Below are 16,389 nucleotides of genomic sequence, written 5' to 3' on the forward strand. Positions count from 1 at the left end.
GGGTCAGTGACCCGTCGCGCCACCGGCGCCGCGCGGAACCCGGACGCTCTCGACGAGCTCCTGGATGTGCTGCGGCGGTGCGGCCGTCGCCTTCGACACGAAGTAGGCGACCGCGAAGTTCGCAAGCGCGCCGATCGGGCCGAAGTGGGTCGGCGGGATGCCGAACAGGTAGTTCGACGCCGTGTTCTCCAGCATGTTGGTGCCGGGGATGAAGAACCAGCCGAGGTACGTGAAGAGATAGAGGCAGGTCAGGATGAGACCGGCCAGCATCCCCCACGTCGCCCCGGCGGAGTTCATCCGCTTGGAGAAGATCCCCATCATCAGCGTCGGGAACAGGGACGCCGCCGCCAGACCGAAGGCCAGCGCCACCGTCTGGGCCGCGAAGCCCGGCGGGTTGAGGCCCAGGTAGGTCGCCAGCACGATCGCGCCCGCCATCGAGATCCGGGCCGCCAGAAGCTCGCCCCTTTCCGAGATGTTGGGGTTGATCACCGACTTGATGAGGTCGTGGCTGATCGCCGAGGAGATGGCGAGCAGAAGACCGGCCGCCGTGGACAGTGCCGCCGCGATGCCGCCTGCGGCGATCAGCGCGATGACCCAGCCCGGAAGCTGCGCGATCTCGGGGTTGGCGAGCACGAGGATGTCACGGTTGAAGGTGACGAGCTCGTTGCCCTCCCAGCCGCGCTCGGCCGCGATGGCCTGCATCTCGGCGTTGCCGTCGTTGTAGTACTGGATCCGGCCGTCGCCGTTCTTGTCCTCGACCGCCAGAAGGCCGGTCACGGACCAGGTGCGGAACCAGTCGGGCAGTTCGTCCTGCGCCACGGCTTCGCCTTCGATCCCGTTGGGCCACATGGTGGTCGTGATGTTCAGGCGCGCCATCGCACCCACGGCGGGCGCCGTGAGGTAGAGCAGAGCGATGAACACCAGCGCCCAGCCGGCGGACCAGCGTGCGTCGGCCACCTTGGGCACCGTGAAGAAGCGGATGATGACGTGCGGAAGGCCCGCGGTGCCGATCATCAGCGACAGGGTGAACAGCGCCATCAGCCAGTAGGAGCTGCCCGTGGTGTACTCGCTGAAGCCGAGGTCCGTGAGCAGTCCGTCCAGCGTCACCAGCAGCGGCGTGCCGGCGCCGGTGTTGCCCGGCGCCATGTCCGAGAACAGGCCGAGGCCCGGGATCGGGTTGCCGGTCAGCTGGAGCGAGATGAAGATCGCCGGGATCGTGTAGGCGATGATCAGCACGCAGTACTGTGCCACCTGGGTGTAGGTGATGCCCTTCATGCCGCCGAGAACGGCGTAGATGAACACGACACCGGAGGCGATCAGCAGGCCCATGGTGGAGTTCACCTCCAGGAATCGCGAGAAGGCGACGCCTGCGCCGGTCATCTGCCCGATCACGTAGGTCACGGAGATGATGATCAGCGAGATCACCGCCACGACGCGGGCGGTGTTCGAGTAGTAGCGGTCCCCGATGAATTCCGGCACGGTGTACTTGCCGAACTTGCGCAGGTAGGGCGCGAGCAGCATCGCCATGAGGACGTAGCCGCCGGTCCAACCCATCAGGAAGGTGGAGTTCTGGTAGCCCACGAAGGCGATGAGACCCGCCATCGAGATGAACGAAGCCGCCGACATCCAGTCGGCCGCGGTGGCCATGCCGTTGACGACGGGGTTAACGCCGCGGCCTGCGGCGTAGAATTCCGAGGTCGAGCCCGCACGGGCCCAGATCGCGATGCCGAAATAGAGCGCGAAGCTCAGGCCCACGACGATGATGTTGAGTGTTGTCTGATCCATGGTCAGGTCCGCCCCTTACTGCTCGTCCACGCCATGTTCCTTGTCGAGCTTGTTCATACGCCAGGCGTAGAAGAAGATCAGAACGAGGAACACGAGGATGGATCCCTGCTGGGCAAACCAGAAGCCCAGGTCGGTGCCGCCCACTTCGATCCCGCTGACCAGCGGGCGGAGCAGGATCGCGAAGCCGTAGGACGCGAGGGCCCAGATGACCAGACAGATGGTCACAAGGCGGATGTTCGCGGCCCAGTAGGCATTGTTGTCAGTTTTTTCAGCCATGTAGCTCTCCCTTCGAGGTCCAGGCCGGCCAGTCCCTCCTGGTCAGTCCGGCATGTACCGCCGCCGGGACGGATGGCCCCGGCGGCGGATTTCGTCATGCGTCCGCGGATCCCTCGTCGAGGGAGGCCACGATCGCGTGCAGCCGCGCGGCGATCTCGCCGATCTCACCCATCGCGGGGATGGAGGTGAGGGCGCCGCGGGCGGCGTAATGGTCTGCGAGCGGCGCGGTCTCGGCGTGGTAGGCGGCCAGTCGCGTGCGCACGGTCTCGGCGTTGTCGTCGGCGCGGCGCTTCATCTCGCGGCCGCCGCACTTGTCGCAGACGCCGTCTTCGGCGGGCTGCTTGAAGCTGTCGTGGTAGCCCTCGCCGCAGGCGGCGCAGGTGTAGCGGCCCGAGACGCGGGCGATCATCGCCTCGTCGTCGACCTCGAGGTTCACGACGGCGTCGATGCGCTGGCCGCGCTCGGCCAGAAGCGCGTCGAGCGCCTCGGCCTGCGCGGTGGTGCGCGGAAAGCCGTCGAGGATGGTTCCCGCCGCGACGTCGGGCTGGTCCAGCCGTTCCTTCAGGACGGCCAGCACGATCTCGTCGGAGACGAGCGCGCCGCTTTCCATCACGGCCTTCGCGGCGAGGCCCGCCTGCGTGCCCGCAGCGACCGCGCCCCGCAGGAGGTCGCCGGTCGAAAGCTGCACGAGGCCGAAGCGCTCCATCAGCATCCGGGCCTGCGTCCCCTTGCCCGCCCCCGGAGGGCCGAGCAGGATGAGGTTGACGGGGCGTGTCCTGACGGTGGCGTCGTCCATCATGCTCTCACTTGCCCGCACGGTTCGCGATGAGGTCGTCCACCACCGAGGGATCGGCCAGCGTCGAGGTGTCGCCGAGCGACCCGAAGTCGTTTTCGGCGATCTTGCGCAGGATGCGGCGCATGATCTTGCCCGAGCGCGTCTTGGGCAGGCCGGGGGCGAACTGGATGACGTCGGGCTTTGCGATCGGGCCGATCTCCTTGCGGACCCAGGTCTGGAGCTCCTTCTTGAGCTCCTCCGTCGGCTCCTCGTCGGCCATCAGCGTGACGTAGCAGTAGATGCCCTGGCCCTTGAGATCGTGCGGGAAGCCGACCACGGCGGCCTCCGACACCTTCTCGTGGGCCACCAGCGCGCTTTCGACTTCCGCAGTGCCCATGCGGTGGCCCGAGACGTTGATGACGTCGTCGACGCGCCCGGTGATCCAGTAGTAGCCGTCGGCGTCGCGGCGGCAGCCGTCACCGGTGAAGTAGTAGCCCTTGTAGTCCGAGAAATAGGCCTGAACGAAGCGGTCGGGGTCGCCCCAGAGGGTCCGCATCTGGCCCGGCCACGAGTCCTTGATGCAAAGGACGCCCTCGGCCTCGGTCTCGTGGATCTCGGCGCCGGTCGTCGGGTCGAGGATCACGGGCTGCACGCCGAAGAACGGCACGGTGGCCGACCCCGGCTTGGTCTCGGTCGCGCCGGGCAGGGGGGTGATCAGGTGGCCGCCTGTCTCGGTCTGCCACCAGGTGTCCACGATGGGGCATTTCCCCTTGCCCACGACCTCGTTGTACCAGTTCCAGGCTTCCGGGTTGATCGGCTCGCCCACAGATCCCAGCAGCTTCAGGCTGGAGAGATCGTATTTCGTCACGAACTCGTTGCCCTGTCCCATCAGGAGGCGGATCGCGGTCGGCGCGGTGTAGAACTGGTTGACCGCGTGCTTCTCGCAGACCGCCCAGAAACGGCCGGCGTCGGGATAGGTCGGCACGCCCTCGAACATCAGGGTCGTGGCCCCGTTCGCAAGCGGGCCGTAGATGATGTAGCTGTGCCCCGTGACCCAGCCGACGTCGGCCGTGCACCAGAACACGTCCCCGTCCTTGTAGTCGAAGGTGATCTGGTGGGTCATGGCGGCATAGACGAGGTAGCCGCCCGAGGTGTGCACCACGCCCTTGGGCCGTCCGGTCGAACCCGAGGTGTAGAGGATGAACAGCGGATCCTCCGCGTTCATCTCCTCGGCGGGGCAGTCGGTGCCGACGGTCGAGGCGATGTCGTCATACCACACGTCGCGCTCGGCGACCCAGGCCACCTGCGCCCCGGTGCGCTTGACCACGAGGCACTTCACATGGTCGTCGCAGTGCAGCAGCGCCTTGTTGACGTTGTCCTTCAGCTCGGTCACGCGGCCGCCGCGCGGCGCGCCGTCGGAGGTCACCACGACCTTCGCCTCGCTGTCGTTCACGCGGTTGGCGAGCGCGTCCGGCGAGAAGCCCGCGAACACCACCGAGTGGATCGCGCCGATCCGCGCGCAGGCGAGCATGGCGTAGGCCGCCTCGGGGATCATCGGCAGATAGAGCACCACGCGGTCGCCGCGCGTCACGCCCAGTTCCTTGAGAACGTTGGCGAAGCGGCCGACCTCGGTGTGGAGCATCTCGTAGGTGATGTGCTGGGCGGGCTCGGACGGGTCGTCGGGCTCGAAGATGATCGCGGTCTGGTCGCCGCGCGTCGCGAGGTGGCGGTCGATGCAGTTCGCCGCGACGTTCAGGGTGCCGTCCTCGAACCAGCGGATGTGCACGTCGTCATGGGCGAAGGACGAGGCCTTCACCTTCGAGTAGGGCTTGATCCAGTCGAGCCGCTTGCCCTGCTCGGCCCAGAAGGCCTCGGGGTCGCGCACGCTGTCGCCGTACATGCGCGTGTAGGCCGCCGTGTCCACGTGGGCGTCAGCGAGAAGGCTCGGCGTCTGGCTGTCTTTCGGCATTTCGGATCCCCTCCAGGATGCGACGGCGCCGCCGCCCTTGCGGATCGCGCCGGACCGTCGGCGGGACCGTCCCGGCCCCGACGTGTTCCAATGGTCCCGCCCGAGGCCGCGCGTCGGCGCCTCGGCGAATGCGGGCGCCCCTTTCGGGGCATGACGATGTCCGGTCAGCCTCCCCCAACCTGTTCCGACGGGCCGTCGCCGCTTCCCTTGCCACCCGCGTCCGTGTTCCCTCGCGGATGCCGCCGGCTTCGGCCGTCGTGATGGCGGTCGGGGTGCAGTCGCTCCCAGCCGATTCCGCCTCGGGCGGACCATGGCAGTTTTGCGTCGGCGAAAGAATATGTCGCGCAAGCGGCCGATTCGATTATGTCATGAGTTTTCACGCCGCAGTGCAGAAGTTGTAAATTCGTTTACAGATGGCGCGAATTTCCGTCCCGCGCAGGGCGTTGCCGGCGGCGCGGCGCGGGATGCGGTTTTCAGCGGGCGGCCCGCGTCACCCCAGCAGCGCGAAGGCCTCGCCCAGCCAGGACATCCGCTCCAGCCCCGGTTCGAGGAAGTGCGTGCCGATCAGTTCCCGCGCGAGGGTCGCGATCTGTTCGGGGATCGGGCCGGCCCAGTCATCGGCGGCATAAAGCACGATGCGCCGCGAGATCGGCTCGCCCGGGAGCGGCAGGGCGTCGATGCCGCCCGCGAAACGCCCGGCGCGCAGCAGGCTGAGGGGCGTGGTGATCGTCCAGCCGGTGCCGGACGCGACAAGGGCGCTGATCGACTGGTTGGAGTCGATCTCGAAGCGTTGCGGCAGGCTGAGGCCGGCGCGTCCGAGATAGGCCTCGATCTGCTGGCCCATCACCTGGTCGAGGTCCCGGCGCAGGAAAGCGAGGCCGGACAGCTCGGCAAGGTCGGCCTCGGGGCGGACGCCGCGCGGCACGGCGAGGATGTAGGGGTCGCGCACCAGCGGGTGCGGCACCGTGCCCGGCGGATCCGCCGAGGGCGCGGCGCAGATCGCGACGTCGAGCGCGCGGTCGGCGAGGCGGGCGGCAAGCGTATGGCTGGGGCCGGTCTGCAGGCGGAAGGCGCATTGGCTCATCGCCTCGGCCAGCCGCATGGCGAGCGTCGGCGTCACCTCGTTCTCGAAATCCTCGATCACGCCGAGCGACAGCGCGGAAAGCCCCGTCAGGTCGAGCGAGGTCAGGTCCCGTTGCCCGGCGCGCAGAAGCTCCAGCGCAGTCTCGGCGCGTTCGAGAAACAGCCGCCCGGCGGGCGTCGGCGTCATCGGCCGCCGCGAATGGTCCAGAAGCTCCACGCCGAGGGCTTGGCTGAGGTTCTTCATCTGCTGCGAGACGGCGGGTGCGGACAGGCCCAGCTCGCTTGCCGTGGCCGCGACCGATCCGGTCCGCGCGAGCGAGGTGAACACCTCGAGCCCGCGCAGCGTCAGGCCCTTCAGGGGATTTGCTGGCATCTGCGGTCCTGTCGGTCGGGCGCGCGCGGCGGAGGTGTCATGACGCCATGATGGCCGCACCGTCCCCGGCGTCAATGCGCTTGCGGTGCGCTAGCTTTCGATGACGAGCTCGGGAAAGTTGCGCGCCGTGACGCGGACGATCTCGGCGAGGCGCTGGAAGGCCGCGCCGGCGCCCGAGTTCCGGCGCCAGACAAGCCCGATGGAGCGCGCGAAGCGTCGTCCGCGGAAAGGCCGCGTGACGACGTCCCCGGCCGCCCGCGCATCGATCTCGGAGCGGACGTAGAGGGCGGGCAGGAAGGTCATGCCCATGCCCATCGCCACCATCTGCCTGAGCGCGTCGAGCGACGTTCCCTCGTAGTCGCGCGACAGGTGCGCGCCCGTCTCGGCGCACAGCGCCGAGATCTGGTCGTGCAGCGCATAGGCGGGCGACAGCGACAGCACCGTCTCGTTGGCAAGGTCGTGGTTGTCGAGGCCGTCGCGCGCGGCGAGCGGATGATCGGCGGGCAGGGCGACGGACAGGGGCTCGCGGAACAGGCGCGCGGTCTCGAAGGCCGCGCCCGGCACCGGAAGCTGCGTCAGGATCAGGTCCTGCTGGCCGTCGTTGAGCTGGCGCATCAGCTCGCGCGGGGCAGCCTCGCGGATATAGAGGCGCAGGTCGGGATGCGAGCGGTGCAGGTCGCCCACGACGAAAGGCATGAGGTAGGGGCCGAGCGTGGCCGACGTGCCCATCCGGATGGTCCCTGCCAGCCCGGACTTCAGCGTCACCGAAAGATCGAGGATGTCCTGCGCCGCGTCCAGCATCTCGCGCCCGCGCCGCGCGACCTCGCGGCCGGCCAGCGTAAGCTGGACAGGGCCGCGCCCGCGCTCGACCAGCGTCTGGCCGAGGGCGTCCTCCAGCGTCTTGATCTGCACGGAAAGCGAGGGCTGGGAGATGCCGCAGCTTTCGGCGGCCTCGCGGAAATGCTGCGTGTCCTCCAGCGCCACGAGATAGCGGAGCTGGCGAAGGGTGAACGGCGGAATCGAGTTCGGCATCGTGCGGCTATCCCCTCTTTCCGTTGGACATAGGAAGATCCAATGGAAATGAAAGGCTTGCTGATCTTTTTACTATGGCCGACTCCGGTTACGTCTGGTCCACGATCGAGGGAACGGAATGGCAGGCTCGTGGGCACGCGCGGTTCTGCCAGGATGTCGGTGCCGCGCTGGCAGTTGTCCCTACCAGTGCACACGGACCCGCACCGGCATCCTTCGGACGGTCTTTACGCGGACCCCGCCGTCAACCGCCTGGAGATCGTCCGTCCCTCGGTCGTACGATCCTCCCGGTTCAATCCACCCCCGGTTCAATCGACCACCGGTTCAATCGACAACCGTCACCTCCGGCGTCGTGCTCCGGAGGATGCGCCGGATCGCCTGCGCAAGTTCCTGGTATTCCGCGCCCCGCGCCGCGCGCGCCCGCCAGACCATGCCGACGGCGCGGAAGGGCTGCGGGCCTTCCAGGGGCCGCGCGGTCACGAGCTGGTTGGGCCGGACCTCGGAGCGGACGTAGAGCGCGGGCAGTAGCGAGATGCCGAGGCCCATCGCCACCATCTGCCGGATCGTGTCGAGCGACGTGGCCCCGTAGTCGAGGCTGATCTCGGCCCCCGTCTCCTCGCAGATGCGCCGCACCTGGTCGTGCAGGCGGTGCCCCGTCTCGAGCGTCAGGATGCGCTCGCCCGAGAGCCGGTCGCGCGGAACCCGGTCGAGCGCCGCGATCGGATGATCGTTGGCGGCGACGGCCAGCAGCGGCTCGCGGAACAGCCGCGCCATCGAAAGCTCCGCGCCCGCCGCGGGCAGCGGCAGGAACAGCAGGTCGAGCGATCCCGCCTCGAGGCGGCCCATGAGGTCGGACGCCAGCCCCTCGCGGACATAGAGCCTGAGGTCGGGATACCCGGCGTGCAGGTCGGGGATCACCAGCGGCAGGAAGTAGGAGCCGAGCGACTGCACCACCCCGACGCGGATCGTGCCGCCCAGCGGCTTGCCGCCGCGCCGCGCGATTTCCACGATCTCGTCCACCTCGGCGAGGATGCGGCGCGCGCGGGCCGCGATCTCCTCGCCCTCGGCGGTCATCACGACGCGCGAGCGCGAGCGTTCGGCCAGCTGCACGCCCAGCTTCTCCTCCAGCGCCGAAAGCTGTGCGGACAGCGTCGGCTGCGTGACGTTCGCCCGCTCGGCCGCGCGCCGGAAATGCAGGGTTTCGGACAGGAGCGCGAGGTATCTGAGTTGCTGGAGGCTGGGCATGGCGGGCTTTCGATAGATAACATCGATCAAAATACTCCTGAATTTCGATTGGACCAATCAGAAACGAGGCCCTACCTCCGCCTTGATCTTGTGCGGGGACGGACATGCAACGCTTCAAGAGCATCCTGGCGGTGCTGACCGAGGACAGCCTCGACGAGGTTGCCTTCGAGCGTGCCGTGCACCTTGCCCGCGTCAACGGCGCGGCGCTGACGCTCGTGGACGTCATCGACGCCGCGCCGGGGGAGCTGTCGCGGCTTCTGAACGCGCTATCGGGCGCGCGCGGCGGCGTGATCGAGGAAGACGTGCTGGCCTATCACCGCGACAGGCTCGCCGCTTTCGCCGCCCGCGCCCGCGCGCAGGGCGTGGACGTGAGCGAGGCGGTCCTGCAGGGCGTCCCCTTCGTCGAGGTGATCCGCATGGTCCTGCGCGAAGGCCACGACATCGTCGTGAAGGGCGCGACGGACGCTGGCCACGGGCGCGGCGCGTTCAAGGGCTTCGACATGCACCTGATGCGCAAGTGTCCCTGTCCGGTCTGGATGCTGATGGGGCAGGGCCACGGCAAGTTCGACCGCGTTCTTGCCGCGGTCGATCCCTCGCCCGAGGCCGATGCCGGACGCGAGGGGCTGGACCGCGCCGTGCTGGACCTCGCCACCAGCCTCGCCACGCGCGACGACGCCGAGATCCATGTCGCGCACGCATGGTTCCTGCAGGCCGAGCGCGCGTTGCGTCACGGCCGCTACACCTCGGGGCGGCAGGACGAGGTCGACCGCATGGTCGAGCGCGAGCGGCAGGAGGCGGGGGGGCGCCTCGCGCGGCTTCTGGAGGGATATCCGCAGGTGCCGCAGGCGCATCGGCACCTCGTCAAGGGCGACCCCGGCGACGTCGTCGCCGCGTTCGCCGAGGCCGAGGAGATGGACCTGATCGTGATGGGAACGGTCGGGCGCACGGGGCTTGCGGGGTTCGTCATGGGAAACACCGCCGAGACGATCCTGCGCGCCGTGACCTGTTCGGTGATCGCGCTGAAGCCCGAGGGGTTCGCATGTCCGGTGACGCTGGACGCCGGGTGACGGGGCGCAAGTGAGAGAAATGGGCCGGACCCGCCGCGAAGGGCGGGGCGACGCGGCCCGCGAGGGATAGGGAAGAAGAGCTTGGCGAAAACCGGAGCAGAAGTGCCGCGCGTCCTTGGCGGTCCGGCGGGGTGGATCTCGGTCCTGATCCCGGCGGCGATATTCCTTTGGTTCCTGCAGTTCCTCGCCCCCGTGCAGGCGGGCGGGCAGGTCCTTCTGGGCATCGACTGGGTGCCGTCCATGGACATCAGGCTGTCGATCCTGATCGACGGCCTCAGCCTGACCTTCGGCCTCCTGATCTCGGGGATCGGGGCGCTGGTGACGCTCTATTCGACGAAATACCTCGGCAATCATCCCGAATACCCGCGCTTCGTCCTTTACCTCATGCTGTTCATGGTGGGGATGCTGGGCCTCGTGCTGGCCGACAATCTGATCGCGCTGTTCGTGTTCTGGGAGATCACGACGATCTCGTCCTACCTGCTGATCGGCTTCGACAGCGACAGCGCCAAGTCGCGGCGCTCGGCGCTTCAGGCGCTCCTGCTGACGGGCACGGGCGGCCTCGCGCTGCTGGCCGGCATGATCATGCTGGGCAACGCGGCGGGGTCCTTCGAGCTGTCGGTGATCCTGACGCGGGGCGACGAGATCCGGGCGCATCCGCACTACCTGCCCATCGCGATCCTGTTCCTCGCGGGGGCCTTCACGAAGTCGGCGCAGTTCCCGTTCCACTTCTGGCTGCCCAACGCGATGGCGGCGCCGACGCCGGTGTCGGCCTACCTGCATTCGGCCACGATGGTGAAGGCGGGCGTCTACCTGATGGCGCGGATGAACCCCGCGCTGGGGCAGACGGACCTCTGGTTCTGGACGCTGGTCGTCGCGGGCGGCTTCACCACCGTCTTCGCAAGCCTGCTTGCCGTGCGCCAGACCGACATCAAGCAGGTGCTGGCCTACACGACCCTGATGGCGCTGGGCGCGCTGACGCTGTTCATCGGCGCGGGGACGTCGGACGCCATCAAGGCGGCGATGCTGTTTCTCGTGGTGCACTCGCTCTACAAGGCGGCGCTGTTCCTGATGATCGGCCTCGTCGATCACGAGACCGGCACGCGCGAGGTGGACGATCTGCGCGGTCTTGCCCGCAAGATGCCCGTGACCTTCGTGGCCGGCGCGCTTGCCGCGATCTCGATGGCCGGCATCCCGCCGATGGTGGGCTTCATCGGGAAGGAGTTCCTCTACAAAGCGGGTCTCGGCCTCGATGTCGCGTCCCTTTGGGTGACGGGCACGATCTTCGCGGCCTCGGTCCTGATGTTCGTCGCCGCCGGAATCGCCGTGGCGCGGCCCTTCCTCGGGCGTCTGCCCGAGCGGCTTTCGGCCACGCACGAGGGACCGTGGCCGATGTGGATCGGGCCCCTGATCCTGGGCGCGCTCAGCCTCGTCTTCGGCGTCGCGGCGGATCTGGGCGCGACGTGGCTGATCGCGCCGGCAACGCTAGCGGTCTACGGATCGGGCGTCGAGGTGGACCTCTACCTTTTCCGCGAGGTGAACCAGGCCTTCGTGCTGTCGCTCGTGACCTTCGCCTCGGGCTTCGTCCTCTACATGAGCCATCGTCGCCTGCGCGCGGTCCTCGCCCGCGCGATCGAGATATCGCCGCTGAAGTTCGATCCCGGCTGGGACCGCACCCTCGACGGGCTGAAGGCGCTGGCCGAATGGCAGACGCGCATCCTGCAGTCGGGCGTCCTGCAACGCTACATGGTCACCGTTTTCGTGACGCTCGCGGTGGGTGTGGCGGCCACGATCTGGGCGAAGGACGCGCTGGGCCCGGTGACCCTGGATCTTGCCGGGCAGCTTGACGGGCTTCTGTTCAAGCACTGGGCGGTGCTGGTCTTCATCACCGCGGGCGCGCTGCTGACGGCATACACCTCGAGCCGCATGACCGCGGTGGCCGCGCTGGGCGTCGTCGGCATCGGCGTCGCGCTGATCTTCATCATGTTCTCCGCGCCAGACGTCGCGATCACGCAGCTTCTGGTGGAGACGCTGACCGTCGTGCTGGTGGCCGTGGCGATGCTGAAGCTGCCGCACCTCAACATCCGCAAGGAACAGCGGCGGCCGGGCCATGCGGCCCTGTCGGTGACGATCGGCGCGCTTGTGACGCTGATCCTGATCGGCGTGCTGCAGGGCGACATCGACCGGCGCATCACGGACTACTTCGAGATCGCGAGCTGGCCCGAGGCCTTCGGGCGCAACATCGTCAACGTGATCCTCGTGGACTTCCGCGCGCTCGACACCTTCGGCGAGATCGCGGTCGTGGTGATCGCGGCGCTGGCGGCCTACGCGCTTCTGCGCGGGACCCGCTACGAGGGCGGCGTGTCCGACCCGCCGGCGACGGTGACGCCCGCCGCGACGCCTGCCGCAACCCGCAACGCGACGCCCGCTTCCGGGAAGGACAGCTGACATGATGAATTCGATCATCCTCAACGCGGCGACGCGGCTTCTGGTGTCGCTTCTGCTGCTGTTCTCCGTGTTCATGCTCCTGCGCGGCCACAACCTGCCGGGCGGAGGCTTCATCGGCGGCCTGATCGGGGCGACGGGCTTTGTGCTTTATGCGATCGCACAGGGGGCCGACGCCACGCGCGAGGCGCTGCGTTACGAACCGCAGAACATCGCCATGATCGGGCTCGGCGTCGCACTGGCCGCCGGGGTCTACGCCGTGTTCTTCGACGACGCCTTCTTCACCGGCCAGTGGTGGTTCATCGGCGACCGTGAAAGCGGGGAATACATCCCGATCTCTTCCGTCCTGTTCTTCGACATAGGGGTCTACCTGGTGGTGTTCGGGTCGGTCCTGACGCTGGTGCTCGCGCTGGAGGAGGAAGTCTGATGGAGCTTTTCGTCGCCATCATGGTCGGCGTGCTGGTGGCCGCCGCGATCCACCTGATGCTCGCGCGGAACGTTCTGCGCTTCATCTTCGGGCTGATCCTGATCTCGAACGCCGCGAACCTGACGATCTTCGTGTCGGGCCGGCTGACGGCCGAGGCGCCGCCGCTGATCCCCTACGGCGAGGATGCGCCGGTCGAGGCGGTGGCCAACGCGCTGCCGCAGGCGCTGGTCCTGACGGCCATCGTCATCGGCTTCGGCCTGTTCGCCTTCGCCCTGACGCTGGTCTACCGGACCTACCAGAACCTCGGCACGCTCAACTCCGACGAGATGCGCCTGGCCGAGCCCAAGACGGAGACGCCGGAGTGAGCTGGATCCTCGCAACCCCGATCATCATCCCCTTCGCCACGGCGGTCCTGGCCTTCCTGTTCCGCAAGGGGCCCGAGGGACGGTGGCTGTCGGTCATCGGCTCGGCCGCGCTTCTGGTCGCGTCGGGCGTCCTGATGGCCGAGGTCCTCGACCGGGGCGTCGTCGCCGCTCAGATGGGCGGCTGGGGCGCGCCCTTCGGCATCACGCTGGTGGCCGACCTCCTGTCCGCCGTGATGGTCGTGATCACCGGCATCACGGGCCTTGCCGTCGCGGTCTACGCGCTGGCCGACATCGACGAGCGCAAGGAGGCGCTGGGCTACCACGCGCTGTACCAGGTGCTGCTGGCGGGCGTCTGCGGCGCGTTCCTGACCGGCGACATCTTCAACCTCTACGTCTGGTTCGAGGTGATGCTGATCGCGTCCTTCGGCCTTCTGGTGCTGGGCGGAGCGCGCGAGCAGCTGGACGGCGGGATCAAGTACGTCACGCTGAACCTCGTCTCGACGATCCTGTTCCTGTCGGGGATCGGCCTGCTTTACGGCATGACCGGCACGCTGAACATGGCCGACCTGCACGGCGCGGTCCAGGAGGTGGGCAATCCCGGCCTCCTGATCGTGATCGCGGTGATGTTCATGATCGCCTTCGGCGTGAAGGCGGCGGTCTTCCCGCTGTTCTTCTGGCTGCCGGCCTCCTACCACACGCCCGCCTTCGCGGTGTCCGCGATCTTCGCGGGGCTCCTGACGAAGGTGGGCGTCTACGCGCTGATCCGGGTGTTCACGCTGATCTTCACGACCGACGTCGCCTATACCCACACGATCCTGCTCTGGGTCGCGGGCTTCACCATGGTCACGGGGGTGCTCGGGGCGGCGGCGATGAACGACTTCCGGCGTATCCTGTCGTTCCATATCGTCAGCCAGATCGGCTACATGATCCTCGGCCTTGCGCTTTTCACGCCGCTGGCGATCGTGGGGGCGGTGTTCTACCTCGTGCACCACATCATCGTGAAGGCGAACCTGTTCCTGGTGGCGGGCGTGGCGAAGCGCATCGCGGGCTCGACCGAACTCGACCGGATCGGCGGGCTCTACAAGACCGCGCCGCTTCTGGGCTTGCTGTTCCTGATCCCGGCCTTCAGCCTCGCGGGTTTCCCGCCGCTGTCGGGGTTCTGGGCGAAATACGTCCTCGTGAAGGCCTCGCTCGATGCCGGAGCCTACTGGATCGCGGCCGTGGCCCTGGTCGTGGGGCTTCTGACGATCTACTCGATGACGAAGATATGGGGCTACGCCTTCTGGAAGCCGCATCCCGCGGGCCAGACGCCCACGCTCGCGGCGCTGACACCGCGCGACCGGGCGGCGCTGCTCATCCCGATCTCGTCGCTCGCCGCGCTGACCTGCGTGATCGGCTTCTTCCCGGAGCCCTTCGTGGCCTTCGCCGAGCGCGCGGCGGGGCAGCTTCTGGATCCGCGCGACTACATCGTGGCGGTGCTGGGTGAGGTGGGGACGAGCGCGCCGGGACTGGCGCAGATGGAGGCGGCCGAATGAACATCTTCACCCTGAACATCGCGCTGGCCGTCGCATGGGCGGCGCTGACGGGCAACATCACGCTGTCGGGGCTGGTCGTGGGCTTCGCGCTCGGCTCGGCCGCGCTGTATCTCACGCGGCCGCTCTTTCCGGGCTGCGACCGCTATTTCCGCCGCGTCTGGCGCTGGGCGAAGCTGTGCGTCCTGTTCCTCTACGAACTGCTCGCAAGCTCGATGCAGGTGGTCTGGGACGTGCTCACGCCCTCGCACAAGGCGCGTCCCGGCGTGATCGCGATGCCGCTCGACGCGAAGGGCGAGATGGAGATCCTGCTGGTGACGAACCTGATCTCGCTCACGCCGGGCACGCTGTCGCTCGACGTGACGGACGACTGCAATACCCTGTTCATCCATGCCATGTTCGCCGACGATCCCGATGCCATCCGGGCGCAGATGAAGAACGGCATGGAACGCTGGGTGATCGAGGCGATGGAGTAGGCCAATGGGACTTCTGGATGTAGCCATCGACGTGTCGTTCGTCCTCGTGATGCTGGGCGTGGCCTTCGCCTTCGTGCGCCTGATCAAGGGGCCGAGCCTGCCCGACCGGATCGTGGCGCTGGACATGATGACGGTCCTGATCGTGTCGTTCTGCGGGCTTTACGCCATGCTCTCGCAGGATACGGCCTTCGTCGACGTGGCGATCGTGCTGGCGCTGGTGGGCTTCCTCGCCACCGTGGCGCTGGCGCGGTTCGTGGAGCGGCGTGTCACCCGGCGGGACGAAAGCCGCCTGGAGGAGGTGCCGCCGGCGCAGCACGCGCAACCGCAAGGGGAGGAACGGACATGATCGCCGAGATCATCATGGCGGCGCTGGTGCTGCTGGGCGGCTTCTTCTGCTTCGTGGCGGGCCTCGGGGTCCTGCGGCTTCCCGACGTGCTGATCCGGATGCACGCCTCGACGAAGGCGGGCACGCTGGGATCGGGCCTGATCCTCGTGGCGGTCGCGATCTACTTCGCCGACACCGCCACGACCACGCGGGCGGTGGCGACGATCCTGTTCCTGCTGATCACCGCGCCGGTCGCGGCGCACACGATCGGGCGCGCGGCGTTCCGGTCGGGCGTGGCGCTGTGGAACACGAAGATCGAGGAGAAGGCCGAACGCGAGCTGTCTCGCTAGGCCGTCAGGTCTGAAGGAAGTCGTGGCGCCCGTCGGGGCGCAGCGCGCAGGCCGTCAGCCGCCCGGTCCGCCATGCGCCGGTGTCGAGCGCGATGCGCCCGTCCGCGAAGACGGGCCCCTCCATCTCGACATGGCCATGGGCGACCCATGTGCCGTCGGCGCGGGCCACGGCCTCGAACTCGGGGTGGCCCCACAGGAGCACGCGCGCGGATTGCGCGTCCATCGCGTGGACCGGGTCGGCGCCGGCATGGACGGCCCAGACGTTGCCCGAGTTCCAGCTGAGAGGCAGGCCGGCCATCCACTCGGCCAGGCCTTCGGGCATCGCCGCGCGCAGGCGGCGCGCCGCATCCTCGAAATCCGGGACCTTCGCGGCGGCCTGCATGTCGTCGGTGTCGATGCGGAAGCTCCTGAGCGTCGCGGCCCCGCCGGCGCGCATCCAGCGCGGCCCGCGCGTGACCGGATCGGCGAGGAAGTCGAGCAGCATCCGCTCGTGGTTGCCCATCAGGCAGATGACGTTCCGGGGGTAGTCGCGCGTCAGCTCGCGCAGGCGGGCGAGCGCCTCGGCGCTGTCGGGGCCCTGGTCCACATAGTCGCCCAGGAACACCAGTTGCGGATCGCCCGCCCCCGTGCCGCCGATATGCGCGTCGATGAGTTCCAACAGCAGTTCCAGCAGATCGGCGCGTCCGTGGATGTCGCCCACGATGTAGGTCGCGCGTTCCGGGCGCGGGTGATCGGCCTCGGCGGCGCGTCCCGCGGTGGCGGGCGCGGCCTCGGGGCGGTCCTTGCGGCGGAGAAGCGAACGGACGGAGCGCATCATGATGCCTGACGTGCGACCTCGGTGGCGGGTTGGCAAGGGGAAAGGCGGACGCC

General features: G+C 68.3%; 16 protein-coding genes. 8 read left to right on the plus strand and 8 right to left on the minus strand.

The window, feature by feature from the left end:
- Positions 1 to 3: 3 nt before the first annotated feature.
- The 7 genes from P6F26_RS14100 to P6F26_RS14130 all read right to left on the minus strand — a co-directional run bounded on the left by P6F26_RS14100 (position 4) and on the right by P6F26_RS14130 (position 8,535).
- On the minus strand, positions 4 to 1,785 hold the full coding sequence (locus P6F26_RS14100) for a sodium:solute symporter family protein (RefSeq protein WP_278029333.1): 1,782 nt from the start codon (positions 1,783 to 1,785) through the stop codon (positions 4 to 6).
- 15 nt (positions 1,786 to 1,800) lie between these two features.
- Positions 1,801 to 2,061 (minus strand): DUF4212 domain-containing protein, encoded by a 261-nt coding sequence (locus P6F26_RS14105; protein ID WP_278029334.1) that lies wholly within the window; start codon positions 2,059 to 2,061, stop codon positions 1,801 to 1,803.
- A 94-nt stretch (positions 2,062 to 2,155) separates the two neighbouring features.
- Positions 2,156 to 2,857, minus strand: coding sequence for an adenylate kinase (locus P6F26_RS14110; protein ID WP_278029335.1), 702 nt, complete (start codon positions 2,855 to 2,857; stop codon positions 2,156 to 2,158).
- A gap of 7 nt (positions 2,858 to 2,864) precedes the next feature.
- The gene (acs, locus tag P6F26_RS14115) at positions 2,865 to 4,805 is read right to left on the minus strand and encodes an acetate--CoA ligase (RefSeq protein ID WP_278029336.1); all 1,941 of its coding nucleotides are present in this window, start codon (positions 4,803 to 4,805) and stop codon (positions 2,865 to 2,867) included.
- A 490-nt stretch (positions 4,806 to 5,295) separates the two neighbouring features.
- Positions 5,296 to 6,261 (minus strand): LysR family transcriptional regulator, encoded by a 966-nt coding sequence (locus P6F26_RS14120; protein WP_278029337.1) that lies wholly within the window; start codon positions 6,259 to 6,261, stop codon positions 5,296 to 5,298.
- A 90-nt stretch (positions 6,262 to 6,351) separates the two neighbouring features.
- Positions 6,352 to 7,293, minus strand: a complete 942-nt coding sequence (locus tag P6F26_RS14125; protein WP_278029338.1) for a hydrogen peroxide-inducible genes activator — start codon at positions 7,291 to 7,293, stop codon at positions 6,352 to 6,354.
- A gap of 321 nt (positions 7,294 to 7,614) precedes the next feature.
- Positions 7,615 to 8,535, minus strand: coding sequence for a LysR substrate-binding domain-containing protein (locus P6F26_RS14130; RefSeq protein ID WP_278029339.1), 921 nt, complete (start codon positions 8,533 to 8,535; stop codon positions 7,615 to 7,617).
- Positions 8,536 to 8,639: 104 nt separating this feature from the next.
- Between P6F26_RS14130 and P6F26_RS14135 the strand changes: the two genes are divergently transcribed.
- The 8 genes from P6F26_RS14135 to mnhG all read left to right on the plus strand — a co-directional run bounded on the left by P6F26_RS14135 (position 8,640) and on the right by mnhG (position 15,519).
- Positions 8,640 to 9,602, plus strand: coding sequence for a universal stress protein (locus P6F26_RS14135; protein ID WP_278029340.1), 963 nt, complete (start codon positions 8,640 to 8,642; stop codon positions 9,600 to 9,602).
- A gap of 81 nt (positions 9,603 to 9,683) precedes the next feature.
- On the plus strand, positions 9,684 to 12,047 hold the full coding sequence (locus tag P6F26_RS14140) for a putative monovalent cation/H+ antiporter subunit A (RefSeq protein ID WP_278029341.1): 2,364 nt from the start codon (positions 9,684 to 9,686) through the stop codon (positions 12,045 to 12,047).
- 1 nt (position 12,048) lies between these two features.
- Positions 12,049 to 12,471: a Na+/H+ antiporter subunit B gene (locus P6F26_RS14145; protein WP_278029342.1), complete on the plus strand. Its 423-nt coding sequence runs from the start codon at positions 12,049 to 12,051 to the stop codon at positions 12,469 to 12,471.
- The gene (locus P6F26_RS14150; RefSeq protein ID WP_278029343.1) at positions 12,471 to 12,836 is read left to right on the plus strand and encodes a Na+/H+ antiporter subunit C; all 366 of its coding nucleotides are present in this window, start codon (positions 12,471 to 12,473) and stop codon (positions 12,834 to 12,836) included. The genes P6F26_RS14145 and P6F26_RS14150 overlap by 1 nt, the downstream gene beginning before the upstream one ends.
- Positions 12,833 to 14,371 carry a Na+/H+ antiporter subunit D gene (locus tag P6F26_RS14155; RefSeq protein ID WP_278029344.1) on the plus strand — a complete coding sequence of 513 codons (1,539 nt, stop codon included), beginning with the start codon at positions 12,833 to 12,835 and terminating at the stop codon, positions 14,369 to 14,371. Before P6F26_RS14150 ends, P6F26_RS14155 begins: the two co-directional genes overlap by 4 nt.
- The gene (locus tag P6F26_RS14160) at positions 14,368 to 14,844 is read left to right on the plus strand and encodes a Na+/H+ antiporter subunit E (protein ID WP_278029345.1); all 477 of its coding nucleotides are present in this window, start codon (positions 14,368 to 14,370) and stop codon (positions 14,842 to 14,844) included. The genes P6F26_RS14155 and P6F26_RS14160 overlap by 4 nt, the downstream gene beginning before the upstream one ends.
- Before the next feature lie 4 nt (positions 14,845 to 14,848).
- Positions 14,849 to 15,190, plus strand: a complete 342-nt coding sequence (locus tag P6F26_RS14165; protein ID WP_278029346.1) for an MrpF/PhaF family protein — start codon at positions 14,849 to 14,851, stop codon at positions 15,188 to 15,190.
- A complete protein-coding gene (gene mnhG, locus P6F26_RS14170; protein ID WP_278029347.1) occupies positions 15,187 to 15,519 on the plus strand; it encodes a monovalent cation/H(+) antiporter subunit G in 333 nt (110 codons plus the stop codon). Before P6F26_RS14165 ends, mnhG begins: the two co-directional genes overlap by 4 nt.
- A 4-nt stretch (positions 15,520 to 15,523) precedes the next feature.
- On the opposite strand, the gene P6F26_RS14175 is transcribed toward mnhG, so the two are convergent.
- Positions 15,524 to 16,336 (minus strand): metallophosphoesterase, encoded by an 813-nt coding sequence (locus P6F26_RS14175; protein WP_278029348.1) that lies wholly within the window; start codon positions 16,334 to 16,336, stop codon positions 15,524 to 15,526.
- Between the last annotated feature and the right edge of the window lie 53 nt (positions 16,337 to 16,389).

Source organism: Roseicyclus salinarum, from assembly GCF_029624655.1.
Lineage (GTDB): Bacteria > Pseudomonadota > Alphaproteobacteria > Rhodobacterales > Rhodobacteraceae > Roseibacterium > Roseibacterium salinarum.